We start from the raw sequence: 17,410 nt of genomic DNA on the forward strand, positions 1-17,410 counted from the left end.
GAGTTTCAAATGGCTAAGAATTTTGTGCAGAACGGTAACACCATCGCTATTACCGCGGCCGTCGCGGAAATTGCCAGTGGCGATCCTGTTGTCGTGGGTGATCTGGTCGCCGTAGCGATTACGGACATCGCAACCGGCCGCACCGGTGATGGTTTTGTTTCCGGGGTATTCCTACTGCCTAAATTGGCGGCGGATATCATTCCGGCCGGCAAAAAGGTATTCATCAAGGATGGCGTCGTGCAGTTGGCCGCGACAGACGCTGTGGCTGCTGGCTTTGCCTGGGAGGCGGCGGCGAAAGACGTCACTGTGGTTGCGGTAAAACTCAATGGCTAACCCGTTTGACAGGATGGCCGCGCGGATGGATCGCGTCACGCAATCCCGGTTCGGCAAACCTGTCATGTTGAGTGGGGCGCCTCATATTGTCGTTGAGGCGCATTTTTTACCCGAACTGCAGGCGGTCAGCGGAGATGGCATCTCGTTGGTGGTATTTACCGCGGGATACCGCCCCCGGCGTAATGATCCGGTGGAGTTCGACGGTAAATCCTACATTGTGACGCGGTATCAGCAGTTTAACGGTAAGCCTCACATCTGGATCGAATAGGGGAATGACGATGAAAGGTATCGAGCAGGCTATTCGTAATCTGAACACCCTCAGTAAATCCATGGTGCCGCGCGCCACTGCCCAGTCGTTAAACCGCGTGGCAGGCCGAGCTATCAGCCGGAGTACCAAGCTGGTGGCTGAGGATGTGAGGGTACAGCAGAAGCTGATCCGGCAACGCGCCAGGCTGCGAAGAGCGAGTGCTGAGCAAAATCCACCACGTGCGACGCTTTCAATCAACCGCGGTAATCTGCCGGCGATCAAACTGGGGGCGGCCAGGGTACAGCTTTCTCGCCGGGTAGGTTTTGTTGGCAAACAGGGAAGCGTACTGAAGATCGGGCGTTTTACCTTTCGTCATGCATTTATTCAGCAGTTGGCTAATGGCCGCTGGCATGTCATGCGGCGTGTCGGTCGGTCACGTTATCCCATCGAAGTCGTCAAAATCCCGCTGGTGACACCACTAACCAAAGCCTACCAGGAAGAGACGCGGCGCTTGCTGGAAACCGATATGGGTAAGGAAATGGGCTATGCCCTGAAAAACCAGCTGCGGCTTTATCTTGCGAGGAAAATTGGATGATTAAGCACACCGCGATCCGCAACGCAGTGCTTGAGCGCTGTCGCTCAACGATAACTGATGACGTGACGTATTTTGACGGCCGCCCGGCCTTCATCGATGAGAACGATCTGCCGGCAGTCGCCGTTTTCCTCGATGACGCGCGTTATACGGGGAGTGAACTGGATACGGACAGCTGGCGAGCGATGCTGCACATCGTGGTGTATCTCAAAGCCACTCAACCCGACGCAGCGCTCGATCAGTGGGTAGAAGAGAAGATCTACCCCATTCTGAACGATATCCCTGAACTGGCCCCCTTGGTAGAAGCCATGAGCCCCGTTGGCTACGACTACCAGCGAGACGATGAAATGGCCACCTGGGGCGCCGCCGACCTTTCCTATCAACTGACTTATACCATGTAAGGAGCCTGATAATGGCAACTCCAAATCCTTTGGCGCCGGTAAAGGGCGCCGGGACAACGTTTTGGGTATACACGGGTAGTGGTGAACCCTACGACAACCCGTTAAGCGATGATGGCTGGACGCGTCTGGCCAAAATTAAAGAACTGCAGCCCGGTGAAATTACCGCTGACTCGAACGACGACAACTACCTCGATGACGAAGATTCGGACTGGAATTCTACGTCGCAAGGGGCCAAGTCCGCCGGTGAAGCAAACCTCACGCTGGCATGGAAACCGGGTGAAACTGGTCAGCAGGGTTTGGCTGAATGGTTTAATTCGGGTGAGGTACGCGGCTACAAGATCAAGTACCCCAACGGTGTTGTGGACGTTTTCAAGGGCTGGGTAAGCAGCCTCGGTAAAACTGTGACTGCCAAAGAAGTCATCACACGAACCATCAAGGTGACTAACAGCGGCCGCCCGCTGCTCGCAGAAGATGAAGTTACTCCATCAGTACCTGTAACCGGCGTGACGGTCGCGCCCGCAACTGCCAATGTCGCGGTCGGTGCTACCGTCGATCTGACTTTCAGTGTTTTACCTGCGAACGCCACGGATGCAACGCTGCGGGTTTCTTCCTCCGCACCAGCAACCGCCACAGTGACGCTTAACGGCAACGTGGCGAAAGTTAAAGGGATAAAAGCGGGCAGCGTTGACATTGTTGGCATGACGAATGACGGGCTGTTTGTGGCGCTGGCCAAAATCACCGTCGCTTAAATTTACAACTACGCCCCGAAAGGGGCGTTTTTATGGACGGATTTATGCTGAAAAAAGACACTTTCGAATATGCCGATCAGAAGATCGACATCAGCGAGCTTTCAGGTTTGCAACGCATTGATTATTTGGCTTTTATCAAAAAAGAGGCCGATCAGTTTGATGCGATGCCTGATGACACCAGTGATTCTGACAAGAATATCGCATTTACCACTATGCGCCTGCGAATTAACGCCTGGGTGATTGCTCGCTCTATGTGGAATATCGACAAAAAACAAGATGTTGAAAATCTTCATCAGAATATTTTGGTTGACTGGTCTGGCGCCGCGATCGCCGGCTGCAGCCACAAAATTTTGACGTTGAGCGATATGATCCCCACGGAAATTGAACCTGCAGCGGATGCTACCGTGGTCGATGAACCTGATCACGCTCCGGAAATCACCCCGGAAAAGCCTTAGCCTCCGAAATCCAGTTCGCCATGCGGTTGGCGCGCGAATTCAAGCGCCCAGACTGGAGGCGAATGCTTTCAGAGATCAGCGCATCTGAGCTGGGGGAGTGGGCTGATTTTTATCGGGAAAATCATTTTTCTGATGGCTTGCTTGATACCCAATTTTCGTCACTCAAGGCCATGCTGGTGGCGCTGAACACTACCGGCGATGATCCTATTTATCCCAGTGACTACAGCTTACTGACCCCGCCAGAGCCGGAAATAGAGCAGACGGACGATGATCTTATGTTGATCGGAGAGGGGATTTTCGGAGGGGTTCGCTATGGCTGAGCAGATTGCTGATCTCGTCGTCAATCTGGATGCAAATACAGTTTCGTTTCAGGAGCAGATGGGACGCGTTGAGCGTCAGCTGCTTGAGTCTAGCCGAAAGGCCGATGTGTCCACTGAACGAATGCGGCGCCTGGCTGAGCGGCAGGCATCAGCGATCGGCGGCATAGCAGAAAACAGCGCGGGCGCTACAACAAAGATGCTGGCCAGCCAGTCCATCGCCGTTGATGGAATGAAGGGAAAATGGGCTGAGGCGTCACGCGCCGTTGATGAAACGCACCAGCGTATCGCAGAACTTAGCGCCCGGTTGAGAGAAGAGCAGCAGCAAACCCAGGTTACTGGTGATGCTCAGGATCGTCTGACTGCATCATTTTTCCGCCAGATCGACGCGATTAAGGGCGAGGAAAATAGCCTCAGAGATCTGCGCGTTATTCAGGAGCAGATCAGAGCCGCGAGGGCTGCGGGGAATATAACGCAAGGCGACTATCTTTCACTGGTTACGGAAACCGCTACCAAAGAGCGGGCATTAGCTCAGGCAGAGCGTGCCGCCGAACAGGCCAAAGAAAGCTATCTGCAAAAATTGCGTGAGCAGGTTGCCCTGCAGGGAAAAACGGCCGCTCAGATTCAGGAGTACAAGGCTGCGCAATTAGGTGTGTCGCAGCAGGCGGCGCCGCTGATTGCCAAAATCCGTGAACAGGAGGACGCCTGGAAACGTGGTGCGATCTCCGCAGGTCAATATCGCATGGCCATGCGCCAGCTGCCGATGCAGATTACTGATATCACCACATCACTCGCCGCGGGCGCGCCGGTGTGGTTAGTAGCCATCCAGCAAGGTGGCCAGATCAAAGATAGTTTTGGCGGTATGGGTAACGCGCTGCGTGCCATGTTAGGGCTACTTACCCCGGCACGGTTGCTGTTTGGCGGATCCGCAGTGGCATTGGGGTTACTTGCCTATGGTGCATATGACAGCAGCACGCGAATTGCCGATCTCAACAGAGAACTAGCCAGAACCAATGGCGTGTCTGGGCTGACAAAACAGGGGTTGCAGGGGCTGGTTGAGCAGGGGATGGCTGCAGGTCAATCGTTCACCTCAGCCACCGACTCTCTGAAAGCCTTATTGGCCGCTGGCGCGCCGGCCGGAACAAATTTTTCTCAGGTAAGCCAGGCGATCGCTGCATTTTCGAAAGAAAGTGGCGAAGGCTTGGACGTCTTGGCCGGAAAATTCACTGCTATTGCCAAGGATCCCAGCCAGGGGATTCTGGCGCTGAATGACAGTTTGCATTTCCTGACCGCTGAACAGTACGCCAACATTCGATCCCTTGAAGAACAAGGGCGGCACATGGACGCGGTGAAGCTGGCATCTGATTTGGCGGCACAAGCTATGCATGGCGCCGCCGAAAAAATGAAAACCGAGCTTTCTTCTGTTGAGTCCTACATGCGCACGCTGAAAGATATGGCCGGCGGTATGTGGGATGCCATCACGGGTGTTTTTCGTGACAAAACCGCCGGCGATGCTGCAGCTGAATTGGCGTCACGTGCTGCCAGTCTGCAGGCGCAGATCGAAAATTCGGAACGGACAGGTTACAACCAGAAGAACGGGAAACTTCAGGCGTGGCGTGACGAGCTTGCTTCTCTTAACTCCCAGCTTGACGCCCTGAATCTGCAGCGCGGTGTTCAACAAGGTCTCGCAAATATTGCGCAGCAGCAAAAAGCGGAAGAGCAGGATCGGTTGCGCCTTGCACAGCAGCAGGATGCGCTGGCAACCACACTGCAAACCAAGGAAGAAAAGCGTGCGAAGCTGATCCGGCAAACGAACGAAGCTTTTGAAAAAGGTCTGATCAAGTCAGAAGCTGAGCGTGACAAGCAGATCCAGCGCATTAACGAGCAATTCAAGGATCCGAAAAAACCAAAGGGGCCACAATACCGCACGCCGGCAGGTGAAAAGGCATCGGATAGCGCAGAGTCGGAACTGCTGGCGCTTCAGGCACAATTGCAGGTGCTGCGTCAGCACACGGGCCTGAATGACACGATCAGCCAGCAGCGCAAAGATCTGTGGAAGACGCAGGCGCAATTCGCTGTGCTTGAAGAGGCTTCTGGCAAGCGTCAGCTCTCTGTTCAGGAAAAATCACTGCTATCCAGCAAGGATAAGGTGCTGGCTCTGGCAGAGCAAAAAGCCGAACTCGGTGATCAAATTGCTCACCAGGAACGGCTGAACAAATTGCAGGATGCCTCGACAAAATATGTCACCCAAATGGCGGAAAAGCAGCAGGCGCTACAGCGCAGCGCCGGATTGGGAGATCGAGCTGCGCAGCGGGAAAGCACTTTCGCTCAGCTTCGACAGGGCTGGCAAAATCAGGGAGGAGATCTGAACGATGCTGGTTATCAGCGGCAGCTGCAAGCAGCTCAGGACTACTATGCCGCTGAGGACAAATTGCGCAGTGACTGGATGGCCGGTGCTTCCAGTGCCTGGAGCAACTATCAGGATCAGGCATCGGATGCCGCCGGCATGACAAAGTCCCTGTTCACTTCTGCATTCTCAGGCATGGAAGACGCATTGGCGTCATTTGTAACGACAGGGAAAGCCGGTTTTAGAGAGTTCACTACGGCGATCCTCTCTGATCTTGCAAAAATAGCGTTGCGAATGGCAATGAGCCAGGGGCTGCAGAGCCTATTCGGCGCCATGGGTGGTGGAGGAAATAACCCCGGCCAGGTTCCGATGTTTGCGAACGCTAAAGGGGACGTTTATTCGTCACCATCATTGAGCGCATATAGCGGGCAGGTCGTGAATCAGCCTACGTTCTTCGCTTTCGCCAAAGGAGCCGGCGTGATGGGTGAGGCTGGCGCAGAGGGCATATTGCCATTGAAGCGTGGCCCAGATGGCCGTTTGGGTGTTAGTGCGTATAACACTGCCTCGGCGGGTGCGACCGGCACGGCGCCACAGGTGAATATCTACCTGGATGGTAACGGGAAGGCATCACAGCAGCAAACGGCGCCGGGCCTGGAATCGTTTGGGGCTGATATAGGCAATTATGTTTCGCAAAAATATCGTGAACTGAGGGATAAGGATCTTCGACAGAACGGGGTATTAACGAGGGCTATTCGCGGAGGGAGGGGCGGATAATGGCACAACTAAAAACGTTCAATTACCGCTCACGCTACGGTGCTGAAGGGGAATTTGAGCCAATCATCAGAGAGGTTCGATTTGGCGATGGGTACAGGCAGGTAAGCGGCGATGGCATCAACAGCGAGAACGAGAGCTGGCCATTAACGTTTTCTGGGCCGTGGCACTTCATAAACCAGATCGTCAATTTTTTACAAGAGCATGGCGGATATCGTGCATTTCAATGGCGGAACCCTCTTTTTAAATTGGGGCTCTACACTGCCGGGCGTTATACGGTAACGCCCACATTTTCTAACGCACAGGGCAGAAACTATACCCTCACTGTTACATTCACGCGCGCATACCACCCGTAGGAAAAACCATGTCAATTAATGCGGATCTTCAGCTTCTGCGGCCGGGGAGCAAGGTGTATTTGTTTCATGTTGACGGCACCCAGTTCGATGGCCCAGAACTCTTTTTCCACAACTATCCGATCCCGTATACCGAAGACGAATTGAAAGCCAGCGGCGGTGACCCGGCGCTGCTACCGGCCAAATCGATCTGGTGGCAGGGGCGGGAGTTTAAGCCGTGGCCCATTCAGGCTCAGGGGTTCGAAGTCACCAGTGATGGCAATGCGCCCACGCCAACACTCAGTGTTGCCAATCTGGATGGGACGATCTCTGCCTTATGTCTGGTTTACGACAACATGGCGCAGGCCAAGGTGATCCGTCACTTCACTTTTGCTCAATATCTTGATGCGCGGAACTACCCGGAGGGTAATCCTGAGGCTGACCCGACGAAAGAAAAGCTGGACGTGTTCTATATCGATAGCAAATCCAGCGAAGAAAATGAGGTTATCGAATTTCAGCTCTCTTCCCCTGCAGACCTCCAGGGTATTCAGATCCCGACTCGGCAGATCCACAGCCTCTGCACCTGGTGCATCCGCGGGCAATATCGTGGCGCATCTTGCGGATACACCGGGACGAATTATTTCGATGAAGACGGTAACCCGGTTGATGATCCGGCTAAAGACGAGTGTGGTGGGCAACTTAGCGATTGTAAAAAGCGCTGGGGGACGACTGCACCGTTGCCGTTTGGCGGCTTTCCGGGATCAGCATTACTGAAGAGGTAACGATGCGCCAAAAGATAATCAGCGCCATACTGGCGCACGCCGAAGCTGAATATCCGCGGGAGTGTTGTGGGGTAGTAGTTCAGAGTGGCCGCCGACAACGCTACGTGCGCTGCCGCAATCTGGCGCTGGAACCAACGGAGCAATTCAGCCTGGCGCCGGCCGATTACGCTGCAGCAGAGGATAGTGGCACGATCGTCGCCATTGTTCATAGCCACCCGGACGCCACAACACAACCCAGCCAGCTGGATCTGGCGCAATGTGATTTGTCGCTGCTTCCGTGGATCATCGCCAGTTGGCCGGAAGGTGACATTCGCGAGGTGATCCCGCGTGAGGGAGTCAAACCACTACTTGAGCGGCCATTCGTTCACGGTATATGGGACTGTTACACCATCGTGCGAGACTGGTATCAACTCGAACGAGGGATAGCGTTGCCTGATTTTACCCGGACAGACGGCTGGTGGAATCGTGGTGAAAACCTCTATATTGCGCACTATGCTGAGGCGGGGTTCGTACCGGCATCAGGAGAATTACTGGTTGGCGATGTGATCGTTATGCAGGTGCAGGCTCCTGAGCCGAACCATGCCGCTGTTTACCTAGGGGACGGGATTATGATCCATCATATGTATGGTCAGCTCAGTAACCGTGTCTCATACGGCGGGTATTGGCAAGAACGGACGAGCACGGTTTTGCGTTTTAACGGGTGAACATCTTAACTTCAACTGCTAACATTGATGGGGGTTGTTATTCTATAGGAAAAGGATTAAATGAGAGAGTTTGGGTTTTTATTGCTGGCAATAGGCGTCGTTTGGCTGTTGATAGCTTTTAACATGGATACCTATGTTTTCACTGGGTATGGTGAACGTGTCAATAACATCGGCTTGATCGCATCTAAACAGAATCACTTGCTGATATCATCCGCCATATCTATTTGCGCAATTTTGATGATCATCTTTGGGAAATCGTCGTCTAAGGCAACTGAAGCATATGTAAAATGCCCGTTTTGTGCTGAAAAAATAAATCCGGAAGCAATTAAGTGCAAGCATTGTGGTAGTGATGTATCGGTTCAGTTGAAAGCACAGAAAGAAAACAAGTTTTCATTTCATGGGTTCGACCATAACTTATTGCTTTCAAAAGATGATGAACTGTCATTGAATGATAGTGGCGTGATGGAACTTGCAAATAAAATCAAGTCAATATCAAAGTCAAATCGTGATTCTTATATTTTTGGTGAGCATCAATCAGATATTACTTACATTAAATACAAACTCCCTAAATCCGTTCAAGATGAGTTTGTAAAAAGGTTGAAGTACTGGCTCACCAAATAAAATATATTCGTCAAGAAAGCCGCGCTATGCGCGGTTTTTTTATGGGGGAAGTATGCCTTTTAACGTTCCTGAAATTAAATGTATTCGTCTATATGGTGTTCTGGGGGCGAGATTTGGGAGAGTTCATCGTTTATCCGTCGGAAGTCCAATTGAAGCACTAAAGGCCCTCGCTGTAATTTTGCCTGGTTTCCAAAAATTTATGCTGGAAAGCAAAGAACTAGGGCTAACGTTCTCAATATTTGAGGGGGAGCGTAATCTAAGCAAAGATGAATTGTTAATGGGGGCTAGCGGCCGAGATATACGCATTGCTCCAGTCATCATTGGCAGTAAGAGGGCCGGTGTTTTTCAAACGATGTTGGGCGCAGTTTTAATTGCGGCCGCAGCGTTCTCGGCGGGAGGAGTTGGGGTTGCATTTGCAGCCAAAGGCTGGGCATCGGTCGCCGCAATGTCAGGCGCAAGTATGATCGTTGGCGGCGTCGTCCAGATGCTTTCCCCGATGCAAGGCGGTTTGGCTACGAGGCAAGACCCGGATAACAAGCCATCCTATGCTTTCGGCGGGCCGGTTAACACAATAGCTCAGGGTAATCCAGTTCCCATACTCTATGGAAAGCGCCGCATTGGCGGCGCCATTATTTCCGCTGGAATTTATGCAGAAGACCAGCAGTAAGAAAACATGAACAGTTTTCTAATCCGCTATTTTTAAATTGAGATATTAAATAATAAAACAGGATAAGCGGTATAGGTAAACAGAAAATAAAAGGGGCTTAATGCCCCTTTATGGTTTATGGTTCATTCGGATAAGTAAAAGCTTTATGCTTCTCATGCTCTAACGCTGACATAACACAATTTAATAACGTTGGATTATTATCATGAGATTTGTTAATAAGGAGTCGTAAAAATTCCATGTTTAACCTTTGTTTTTCGTTAAGGTTGTTTCTGTCATTTTTAATCTGTTCATAGCTGTTGTTATTTAGGTAATCAAAATAATGCTGCATAAAACCAGCTACAACATCACTTACCTGAACGAGCGGGTTTTGCTTGGAATCAGCGAAAGAGTAATTAAGCGTTAGGGTAGGATTGGCTTTTGCTACCTTTTCAAGATCAGCTTCTACAACCTTCTCTATGTCAAAGATATGGTTGGAAGCCTCGAACATTTTCGCCCGGTGCTGATAGAACATAGCGAAGCCATCAACAAGGCGGTTATCGTCCTCTGCAGGCGGTTCATTTCTAATACTCATAGTGAGTGTCATATCATTTATGTTTTGGTCAGAGCAGGCCATCAGGAGTTGCAGGAGGCCATGAGCTAACCGGAGCTGGAACTCATCTTTATTGGTAGCTGTATAGAGGTCTACGCAATGGTTAGAGATCTGGCTTGATATCCCCTGTATAAATTCCTTCTCCCGCCCCTCGATGTAGGGGAAGTCATAGGACTTGAGGAACTGGATGAAAGGAACCTTGTTAGCCTTAACGTAGGTGTGTAGAGCGTCCTTATTAGCCATAAGGTAAGCGTGAAACTGTTCATCACTACTATCTCTGATAAAGCCCTTCTCACGTCCATAGAGGAAACAGTCATCAATGATGTCTACGTATCCCCAATACTCCATGTTTAGATGGAAGTAGTGAAGGTATAGATCACCATAAAGAAGCCACTCAAAGAACGCTGTAAGCTTCTTAGAGGTGAGCATGGTCAGGAAGTCGCCCTTAGCTAAGTGTTTCAGCTTGAACTCTTTGGCGTTGGCCTGTAGCTGTATGCGCTGGCGTAAATCGTCAAAATCAGCACTCGATGAAGAACCAGTATGAGCAACACCGGCTAACACGAAGTTTACGCTGTTATGCTTGTTTGGATCATGGTCAATGTTATAACCATCTATTTGTTTGGATAAATATAGTTTGCGAACGTTATTAGATTCATCGTAATAGAATTGATAGCTTTGAGTTTGCTGCGGGAAAGGGTTCATACATATCGCTTTTTTTGTGGGTTATGAACAATATATAACAATGTAAGACTTGGAAGTCTATAAACAAAAAACGCACAAGGCGTGCTTCTTTAAGAGAGAGAGAGGATTTGATTTAGAATCAGCCTAAACTAAACATTCTGTTCAAGACGTTAAGGAAAGAAACAAGTGTCATACCGAAAGTAATCACACATACAACAGCTAACGGAAGACCTACAAAAGTCCTGAAAACAAAATTATTAGTATCAACAGCGGTTTTTTTATGCCCGGAGAAAATGATGGTAGCAATTGAAGGTCGAAAGGGCGGCAGTAGTACCCCAAGCGCGCCATATGAGTCTCCTGATTCCCTGCAATCGACGTCATTTGCCAAAATATTACTGGCTCTTGGTGAAGGTGAATTTGGCGGAAATATTGACGGTACTCGCATATTTCTCGATGGTACGCCGATTATTTCTGCGGATGGTACTGAAAACTTTCCCGGAGTGCGCTGGGATTTCAGGCCTGGAACTCCGCATCAGGAGTATATTCCTGGGATGCCGGATGTAGAGAATGAAATTGCAGTTAGCACGGAATTAACCAGCGATCGAGACTGGGTGCGAGCTGTCTCAAATACTCAACTCTCAGCAGTCAGATTGCGTTTTTCGTGGTCGCAGCTTCAGCAGCAGCAGGATAACGGTGATGTGGTCGGCTATCGTATTGAGTATGCGATCGACATTGCCACCGATGGTGGTGCCTATCAAGAGGTGTTGCGCACGGCTGTAGATGGCAAAACGACGACCAAATATGAGCGCAGCCACCGTATTGATCTGCCGGCGGCATTAACAGGCTGGCAGGTTCGCGTCCGTCGCCTTACCCCGAACAGCACAAGCAACCGAGTAGCAGACAAGATGGTCATTGAAGCCATCACAGAAACGATCGACGCCAAGCTAACTTACCCTGAAACTGCGCTTCTCTTTGTCCAGTTCGATGCTAAACAGTTCCAGAATATCCCACAGGTGTCATGCGAACCTGACGGGAGAGTGATCCGTATCCCATCGAATTACAACCCTGTGACACGTGAATATACCGGTGTTTGGGATGGGACATTTAAAGTTGCATCGACAAACAACCCGGCATGGGTTACCTACGATTTGATGCTGAATGATCGATTCTCGATCGGTACGCGCGTTAAAGCTGAGAATCTTGCCTTAACAAAATGGGATCTCTATGCCATCGGGCAATATTGCGATCAGCCGGTACCAGACGGTCGAGGTGGGGATGGTAAAGAGCCGCGATTTACCTGCGACGTTTATATTCAGTCACAAGAGGAAGCGTGGAGCGTTCTACGGGATATTTCCTCTATCTACCGCGGCATGTCTTTTTGGTCAAACAATCAGATGTATGCCCTGGCTGATATGCCACGTGATGTTGATTACGTTTACACCCGCGCCAATGTACAGGATGGCAAATTCACCTACGCAAGTGCCAGTGAGAAAACGCACTACAGCATAGCTATGGTGAGCTGGAGCGATCCTGCGAATGGGTATCAGGACGCAATAGAACCAGTATCGATAAAACGGCTGGTGAAACGCTGGGGCATAAAACAAGCAGACGTTACGGCGATAGGTTGCATCAGAAAATCTGAGGCAGTAAGGCGTGGTAAATGGCTACTACTCACGAATGAAAAGGATCGTGGTATATCGTTTACTGTCGGGTTGGAAGGAAAAATCCCCCTCCCTGGCTGGATCATTGCGGTGGCTGATGAAATGTTGGCTGGGCGGCCGCTTGGCGGGCGGATCAGTTCGGTATCTGGGCGGAATATTACCCTTGACCGAGAGTCATCTGCAGCCGTGGGAGAACGCCTGGTATTGAACTTGCCAAGCGGCAAGGCCGAAGGGCGCACTATTGCCGCTGTGGCAGGTAACACGGTTACGGTAACCACCGCTTATTCCGAAACTCCGGTGGCGGAATCAGTATGGGCAATCGACGCCGCAGACCTGGCTCTACAGCAGTTCCGGGTTACGGGGATCACTGAAGGGGAAGATGGGGTTTCATTCGAGATCACAGCAGTGGAACACGATCCGAATAAATATGCGCGCATAGACACTGGCGCTCGTATAGAAGACCCGCCGATCAGCGTTATACCGCCTGGTGCGCAGGTTCCACCTGCGAACGTGCAGATCGGTGAATCGTCGGCGGTAATTCAGGGCATGGCAGTGGCCACTCTTCGCGTCACGTGGGACAGGGCAGAAAATGCGATCGCGTACGAGGCTGAATGGCGCCGTGACAACGGCAACTGGATCCCCGCGCCGCGCACTTCAACACTTGGGTTTGAGGTTCCCGGTATCTATGCCGGTCGCTACCAGACCCGCGTTCGCGCCATAAACCCTTCTGAGGTTTCCAGTGTGTGGGCCAATGCGCCAGAAATGGTGCTGACCGGTAAGCAGGGCGAGCCGCCGGCGCTGGCCAGCTTCACGACGATAGGTCAGGTGTTCGGCATTGTGTTGAACTGGGAGTTTCCTCTCGGGGCAGAGGACACGCAGCGGACTGAAATTTGGTACAGCCAGAACGCCGACGGCAGCAACAAAATGCACCTCGGCGATTATGCCTACCCACAGCGCAGCCACACGATGACGGGGCTGGCGGCAGGCGTTAATTTCTGGTTCCAGGCACGCCTGGTGGATAAGCTCGGCAATACCGGCCCGTGGACGAACTGGGTGCAGGGAACATCGAGCGAAGACGCCAGCGAGGTTCTGGACTACCTGAAAGGGAAAATCACCGAGACTGAGCTGGGGCAGGATCTGCTGGGGCCGGTAGAAGATGCCGGAAAGTTAAAGGATATGTGGTCGGTAAAAGTTGGTAAGACTGTTGACGGCAAACTTTACACCGCCGGTATCGGTGTCGGCGTCGAGAACACCCCTGAGGGGATGCAAAGCCAGGTGCTGATTTTGGCTGACCGTTTTGCAGTGCTGAACACTGCTGATGGGCAAGGATCTGCTGTCTCTGTACCTTTTGCTATTGAAAATGGTCAGGTCTTCATGAATAGCGCGTTCATCAAGGATGCGGCTATCGATAGTGCAAAGATCGCACAGCATATTCAGTCTTCTAATTGGATAAGTGGGCAGCGTGGCTGGGCGATTAATAAAAATGGCTACGCAGAATTCCATCAAGTGACTGTTAGAGGAAGCGTTTATGCAGATACCGGTAATTTTAATAATGGAACTATTGGTAATTGTCATATCTTAGAAAACTGCGTTATTGATGGTAAGTTATCCGCGGCAAATATTGAGGGGAATCTGGTTCAGGGAAATTCATTCTCATTCTCGATTTTTAACACCAATGACTACAGAATAGTACGATATGACGGGAATCCATTAATGCCAATGCGAGTATATGGTTATGTAATGGCTGTTATGAACAGGCAGCAGAAAACGAAAATATATTTCAATGGCAATGAGTCTGATTATATTAATGGGTTGCAGCTTGCAAGAGACGGAGATTCTTCAAGTGGATATAAATACACCAGTATGTTTAGTTTCTCAAGAGATGTTGGGAAGGGGGAGGGGCTTAATATTAACGTAATGGCAGGTGATCTTAATCAAGGGCGAGGAGAGACAACCTCATATACAGTGATGCTGTGGGCTACCCCTCAAAATAGTGGATTCTCAGTAGGCTGGTAAAATAACATATATCATAACCCGCTGCGGCGGGTTTTTTATTGGAGATAAAAGAGAATATGGCTGTTTTAATCAGCGGTAAACTCATTGGCCCCAATGGCGACCCACGCCCAAATGTAACGATTATGCTGGTGGCGGTAAAAACCTCATCTACAGTTGTTAAACAGGCGCCGTCCACATCTACTACCACTGCAGATGGTAGTTATTCATTGTCGGTCGAAGTTGGCACACATAACGTAATGATTGAGGCGTATGGGCGTCCATTCGAGAAAGCAGGGCAAATCACCGTTTATAGCGACTCAAAACCGGGGACACTTAACGATTTTCTTACCAGCCCAGGAGAGGATGAATTAACACCCGCGATTGTGGCAATGGTTGATGAAATGCGGGGCGAAGCAGCTGCATATGCTGAGCAGGCAAAGGCGTCTGCAGCTGAAGCCAAAGTTGCATCAGAACAGGCGCAATCTGTTTCTGATGCTTATCCCGACGAAGTAGCAGCGCAAAAAGCAGTGGATGATGGGAAAGAGACTCGCCAGTTTTTCTGGGTACGTTCTCAATCTACCAGTGAGTTGGCGCTTGAATATACCGTGACCGATAGCCGGGTTGTGCCGACTGGTCGCTGGTCAATGGCCGGGGGCGCGGTAACTGATGCGCTGAATGAAATGAAAACACGGGTGAGCACTGTTCCCAACGCGCCGGCGGGGATCGACGATAAGATTGCTGCTGGGGTTGAGTTCGCAGATGGGCATTTTGCGCCGCTGATGTTGGATGACGGGCGACACGCTTTCATCGATGAGAATGGGATGCTGCGAGTTGTTGCGGCTGATTCTGACGTCGTGGTGCGGCCATACATCGAGGCGCAGCCGTATACGCTTCCCGATGGCGCAGTGTGCACGAAAATTATTGTCGATCCGTATAAAAATATCACAGAAGCATGGACTGAGGACGGAGGGTATTATTTTGCTACTCCTGACGGGTTAAAACGCGTTGGTGATTTGAAGCCAGCAGCACAGCAAATAAAACAAGCAACTGCCGCAAGCGACCTGGTGATGAACTACGGCGCGACGCGTATCTCCGTTGCTGATGATCTGCGCCCTGTAATGTACATCCTGCCGACCTTCGGCCAGTCACTTGCAGAGGGTTGGAGCACTTACGCAGATGACGTGTTGATCGCCACTACACAGCTCTATCCTGATAATGCATGGATGTTCAAATCTGAGCGTGGAGTAGGGAAAGAAAACCCAAACCGTGGCCCAACTCCGATTGATGAAATCGTGTCACTAAAAGATACGGTAGACGGAGGGTGGAAAGAAACTTCATGCTCATCATCTGCGTCGCACATTATCAGTGAAGTTGAGAAACTTACTGGCAAACGGATTCATATTTTACGCTACGTGGCCGCACAGGGGAGTATGACGTACCGAAATCTAACAAAGGGGACTTATGCATGGTCTGTGCTGATCCAAGGATTAATTGACGCTAAGCGAATTTGCGAGCGAATGGGGTTTAAACCCATTGTGCTGGGGATTGATGTAAAAGCAGGTGAATCAGATATTGATAAAACTGGTGGGATTTACGCAGACCTTTATACTCGATTTTTGATGAATTTTGACCGTAACATTAATTCTGAGGTTAAGCGGATATTCGGTGGCGACCATCCTGCTGTAACTATTTTTGTAGAGCAATGTAGCTGGTGGCCGTTTACAGAATGGGACATTAAAAATGTGCGGCAGGGGCAGCTAAGCGCCGATGGACATGGCAATATTCGATTCACTGGCCCCGGTTATCAATACCCGCACGTGGGCGATATTATTCATATAAACTCGAAAGGGCAAAATCAGCGAGGTGTATCACTAGCACGCGCAGTGGTTTTCGAATGCTTTGGTACAGGCTTTATTCCTGTTAAACCAATGGAGGTCTACTGGTCAGGTGCAAACACTATCGATATTATCTGTTCGTCATCTGTAGAGATTATCAAAGATACATCTGATTTAATTGTTAGTTCTATTGGCCTTGGCCCTGGTGCCGGATTCGGTATACGTGCGCGTGATGATTCAACTATTAGCATCATTAGTGCTGCCCCATTTGGTAAAATTGGTATCCGTCTGACCGTGGAAAATCCAACAAATACACGCAGTGTGCAAATTAGTTATGCGCAGCGTCGCACAGGAAATGATAACCAATCCGGCCCAGTTTATGGTGCTCGCGGATTATTCCGTACTAAATCTGGTATCACAAATCTTTATACCGGGGAAATTGAATATCAGTGGTTGCCAGCGTTCATATGGGAGTTAAATTAATGGCTAATGCAATGGTAGTTTTCAAAGCTGATCGCCCTGCAAATAATCCAAACCTGCCGAAGCTTGAGATTAGCGAGCAGGAAATCGCAATATTAAAAATGAATCCATCAGCATGGATTGAAGCAAAAAGCGGGGTCGTTTCAAGTGTTGGTGAAGTTTCTCTCGTTCGCGATAAAACAGGCCGCGCGAATTGGACTCCAGTTGGTGCTATGAAACCACGGGTTGTCGCCGCAGGAAAAGGTTTCGCGCTGCGGTTCGGCCGTGCCGCGTCCAACTCTGGTGCGTTAATTGCGCAGGGCAGTTATGAGTCACTGCCAGCGGACGGGATTTACTCGCAGTTTATTTTGTACCGTATCCCATTGCCGAGCACGGAAGGCTACGGCGGTACAGGCGGTAATATTTGCGGGAACTATACAGCTGTTCCTGATTGGCTCCGCGTCCGTTTCGGCAATGACAATTTCTTAACAGATGCGGTTTGGATAAACCACGGTGGGACAGCAGTCAGTGATCCGAGCAACTATCCGATCAACACGACAATAGCGGGTTTTCGTGATAATCAGTGGCACATTGCCGCGATTGAATCCACGAGCACGTTCCATCGTTGGGAACATGATGGTGCCTTACTTCAGCAGAGCGCGGCTCCTGCTAAGCCGTTCGCAACAGCCGCATCGCGCCAACTTATCATTGGCGGCGCTGGAAACCCGCTAAGCCACGGTTTCCAGGGAGACATTGCCGCGAAAATTATGATCCCTGGCGTACTTTCGGTTGACTCGAAAACTACGCTCTATGCGCGATTCAACGCATTGAAAGCTGAGCTGGTGGGGTGAGCATGATGCCGGGAGGGATCC

17 protein-coding genes are annotated in these 17,410 nt (G+C 50.5%); 16 read left to right on the top strand and 1 reads right to left on the bottom strand.

The window, feature by feature from the left end:
• Positions 1-9: 9 nt before the first annotated feature.
• The 13 genes from ACMGG9_RS07905 to ACMGG9_RS07965 are packed head-to-tail and all read left to right on the top strand — an operon-like array spanning position 10 to position 9,318.
• A complete protein-coding gene (locus ACMGG9_RS07905; protein ID WP_414162040.1) occupies positions 10-333 on the top strand; it encodes a DUF2190 family protein in 324 nt (107 codons plus the stop codon).
• On the top strand, positions 326-601 hold the full coding sequence (locus ACMGG9_RS07910; protein ID WP_043138198.1) for an ATP-binding protein: 276 nt from the start codon (positions 326-328) through the stop codon (positions 599-601). The genes ACMGG9_RS07905 and ACMGG9_RS07910 overlap by 8 nt, the downstream gene beginning before the upstream one ends.
• Before the next feature lie 4 nt (positions 602-605).
• Positions 606-1,175, top strand: coding sequence for a phage tail protein (locus ACMGG9_RS07915; protein WP_414162041.1), 570 nt, complete (start codon positions 606-608; stop codon positions 1,173-1,175).
• Positions 1,172-1,573 carry a phage minor tail U family protein gene (locus tag ACMGG9_RS07920; RefSeq protein ID WP_414162042.1) on the top strand — a complete coding sequence of 134 codons (402 nt, stop codon included), beginning with the start codon at positions 1,172-1,174 and terminating at the stop codon, positions 1,571-1,573. Before ACMGG9_RS07915 ends, ACMGG9_RS07920 begins: the two co-directional genes overlap by 4 nt.
• 11 nt (positions 1,574-1,584) lie before the next feature.
• Positions 1,585-2,322, top strand: a complete 738-nt coding sequence (locus ACMGG9_RS07925; protein WP_060431777.1) for a phage tail protein — start codon at positions 1,585-1,587, stop codon at positions 2,320-2,322.
• Between the two features lie 44 nt (positions 2,323-2,366).
• On the top strand, positions 2,367-2,777 hold the full coding sequence (gene gpG / locus ACMGG9_RS07930; RefSeq protein ID WP_193146163.1) for a phage tail assembly chaperone G: 411 nt from the start codon (positions 2,367-2,369) through the stop codon (positions 2,775-2,777).
• Between the two features lie 20 nt (positions 2,778-2,797).
• Entirely contained in the window at positions 2,798-3,097 is a 300-nt protein-coding gene (locus ACMGG9_RS07935; protein WP_060431778.1) for a phage tail assembly protein T, read from the top strand.
• Complete coding sequence (locus ACMGG9_RS07940) at positions 3,090-6,215, top strand: phage tail tape measure protein (protein ID WP_414162043.1); 3,126 nt, start codon at positions 3,090-3,092, stop codon at positions 6,213-6,215. Before ACMGG9_RS07935 ends, ACMGG9_RS07940 begins: the two co-directional genes overlap by 8 nt.
• A complete protein-coding gene (locus ACMGG9_RS07945) occupies positions 6,215-6,568 on the top strand; it encodes a phage tail protein (protein WP_079450662.1) in 354 nt (117 codons plus the stop codon). Before ACMGG9_RS07940 ends, ACMGG9_RS07945 begins: the two co-directional genes overlap by 1 nt.
• 8 nt (positions 6,569-6,576) lie before the next feature.
• Positions 6,577-7,326, top strand: a complete 750-nt coding sequence (locus tag ACMGG9_RS07950; RefSeq protein WP_414162044.1) for a phage minor tail protein L — start codon at positions 6,577-6,579, stop codon at positions 7,324-7,326.
• A gap of 2 nt (positions 7,327-7,328) precedes the next feature.
• On the top strand, positions 7,329-8,030 hold the full coding sequence (locus ACMGG9_RS07955; protein WP_414162045.1) for a C40 family peptidase: 702 nt from the start codon (positions 7,329-7,331) through the stop codon (positions 8,028-8,030).
• Between the two features lie 60 nt (positions 8,031-8,090).
• Positions 8,091-8,651, top strand: coding sequence for a zinc ribbon domain-containing protein (locus ACMGG9_RS07960; protein WP_414162046.1), 561 nt, complete (start codon positions 8,091-8,093; stop codon positions 8,649-8,651).
• A 52-nt stretch (positions 8,652-8,703) separates the two neighbouring features.
• Positions 8,704-9,318, top strand: a complete 615-nt coding sequence (locus ACMGG9_RS07965; protein ID WP_414162047.1) for a tail assembly protein — start codon at positions 8,704-8,706, stop codon at positions 9,316-9,318.
• A 115-nt stretch (positions 9,319-9,433) separates the two neighbouring features.
• On the opposite strand, the gene ACMGG9_RS07970 is transcribed toward ACMGG9_RS07965, so the two are convergent.
• Positions 9,434-10,609: a DUF3800 domain-containing protein gene (locus ACMGG9_RS07970; protein WP_193146168.1), complete on the bottom strand. Its 1,176-nt coding sequence runs from the start codon at positions 10,607-10,609 to the stop codon at positions 9,434-9,436.
• A gap of 275 nt (positions 10,610-10,884) precedes the next feature.
• Here ACMGG9_RS07970 and ACMGG9_RS07975 point away from each other — a divergent pair, with 275 nt between their 5' ends.
• From ACMGG9_RS07975 to ACMGG9_RS07985, 3 genes are read left to right on the top strand one after another with little or no spacing between them, the layout of a single operon-like run.
• On the top strand, positions 10,885-14,265 hold the full coding sequence (locus ACMGG9_RS07975; protein WP_414162265.1) for a phage tail tip protein: 3,381 nt from the start codon (positions 10,885-10,887) through the stop codon (positions 14,263-14,265).
• 56 nt (positions 14,266-14,321) lie between these two features.
• Positions 14,322-16,562, top strand: coding sequence for a prophage tail fiber N-terminal domain-containing protein (locus ACMGG9_RS07980; protein WP_414162048.1), 2,241 nt, complete (start codon positions 14,322-14,324; stop codon positions 16,560-16,562).
• The gene (locus ACMGG9_RS07985) at positions 16,562-17,389 is read left to right on the top strand and encodes a hypothetical protein (protein ID WP_414162049.1); all 828 of its coding nucleotides are present in this window, start codon (positions 16,562-16,564) and stop codon (positions 17,387-17,389) included. Before ACMGG9_RS07980 ends, ACMGG9_RS07985 begins: the two co-directional genes overlap by 1 nt.
• Positions 17,390-17,410 lie beyond the last annotated feature (21 nt).

This window comes from Serratia sp. BNK-10, from assembly GCF_047456065.1.
Taxonomy (GTDB): Bacteria; Pseudomonadota; Gammaproteobacteria; order Enterobacterales; family Enterobacteriaceae; genus Serratia; species Serratia ureilytica.

What these genes read in the sequence shown, in the direction of transcription:
- ACMGG9_RS07965 (WP_414162047.1), top strand. Translation starts at nt 8,704, where the DNA reads ATGCCTTTTAACGTTCCTGAAATTAAATGTATTCGTCTATATGGTGTT.
- ACMGG9_RS07905 (WP_414162040.1), top strand. Translation starts at nt 10, where the DNA reads ATGGCTAAGAATTTTGTGCAGAACGGTAACACCATCGCTATTACCGCG.
- ACMGG9_RS07950 (WP_414162044.1), top strand. Translation starts at nt 6,577, where the DNA reads ATGTCAATTAATGCGGATCTTCAGCTTCTGCGGCCGGGGAGCAAGGTG.
- ACMGG9_RS07915 (WP_414162041.1), top strand. Translation starts at nt 606, where the DNA reads ATGACGATGAAAGGTATCGAGCAGGCTATTCGTAATCTGAACACCCTC.
- ACMGG9_RS07940 (WP_414162043.1), top strand. Translation starts at nt 3,090, where the DNA reads ATGGCTGAGCAGATTGCTGATCTCGTCGTCAATCTGGATGCAAATACA.
- ACMGG9_RS07920 (WP_414162042.1), top strand. Translation starts at nt 1,172, where the DNA reads ATGATTAAGCACACCGCGATCCGCAACGCAGTGCTTGAGCGCTGTCGC.
- ACMGG9_RS07910 (WP_043138198.1), top strand. Translation starts at nt 326, where the DNA reads ATGGCTAACCCGTTTGACAGGATGGCCGCGCGGATGGATCGCGTCACG.
- ACMGG9_RS07975 (WP_414162265.1), top strand. Translation starts at nt 10,885, where the DNA reads ATGGTAGCAATTGAAGGTCGAAAGGGCGGCAGTAGTACCCCAAGCGCG.
- ACMGG9_RS07955 (WP_414162045.1), top strand. Translation starts at nt 7,329, where the DNA reads ATGCGCCAAAAGATAATCAGCGCCATACTGGCGCACGCCGAAGCTGAA.
- gpG (WP_193146163.1), top strand. Translation starts at nt 2,367, where the DNA reads ATGCTGAAAAAAGACACTTTCGAATATGCCGATCAGAAGATCGACATC.
- ACMGG9_RS07985 (WP_414162049.1), top strand. Translation starts at nt 16,562, where the DNA reads ATGGCTAATGCAATGGTAGTTTTCAAAGCTGATCGCCCTGCAAATAAT.
- ACMGG9_RS07980 (WP_414162048.1), top strand. Translation starts at nt 14,322, where the DNA reads ATGGCTGTTTTAATCAGCGGTAAACTCATTGGCCCCAATGGCGACCCA.
- ACMGG9_RS07970 (WP_193146168.1), bottom strand. Translation starts at nt 10,609, where the DNA reads ATGAACCCTTTCCCGCAGCAAACTCAAAGCTATCAATTCTATTACGAT.
- ACMGG9_RS07925 (WP_060431777.1), top strand. Translation starts at nt 1,585, where the DNA reads ATGGCAACTCCAAATCCTTTGGCGCCGGTAAAGGGCGCCGGGACAACG.
- ACMGG9_RS07945 (WP_079450662.1), top strand. Translation starts at nt 6,215, where the DNA reads ATGGCACAACTAAAAACGTTCAATTACCGCTCACGCTACGGTGCTGAA.
- ACMGG9_RS07935 (WP_060431778.1), top strand. Translation starts at nt 2,798, where the DNA reads ATGCGGTTGGCGCGCGAATTCAAGCGCCCAGACTGGAGGCGAATGCTT.
- ACMGG9_RS07960 (WP_414162046.1), top strand. Translation starts at nt 8,091, where the DNA reads ATGAGAGAGTTTGGGTTTTTATTGCTGGCAATAGGCGTCGTTTGGCTG.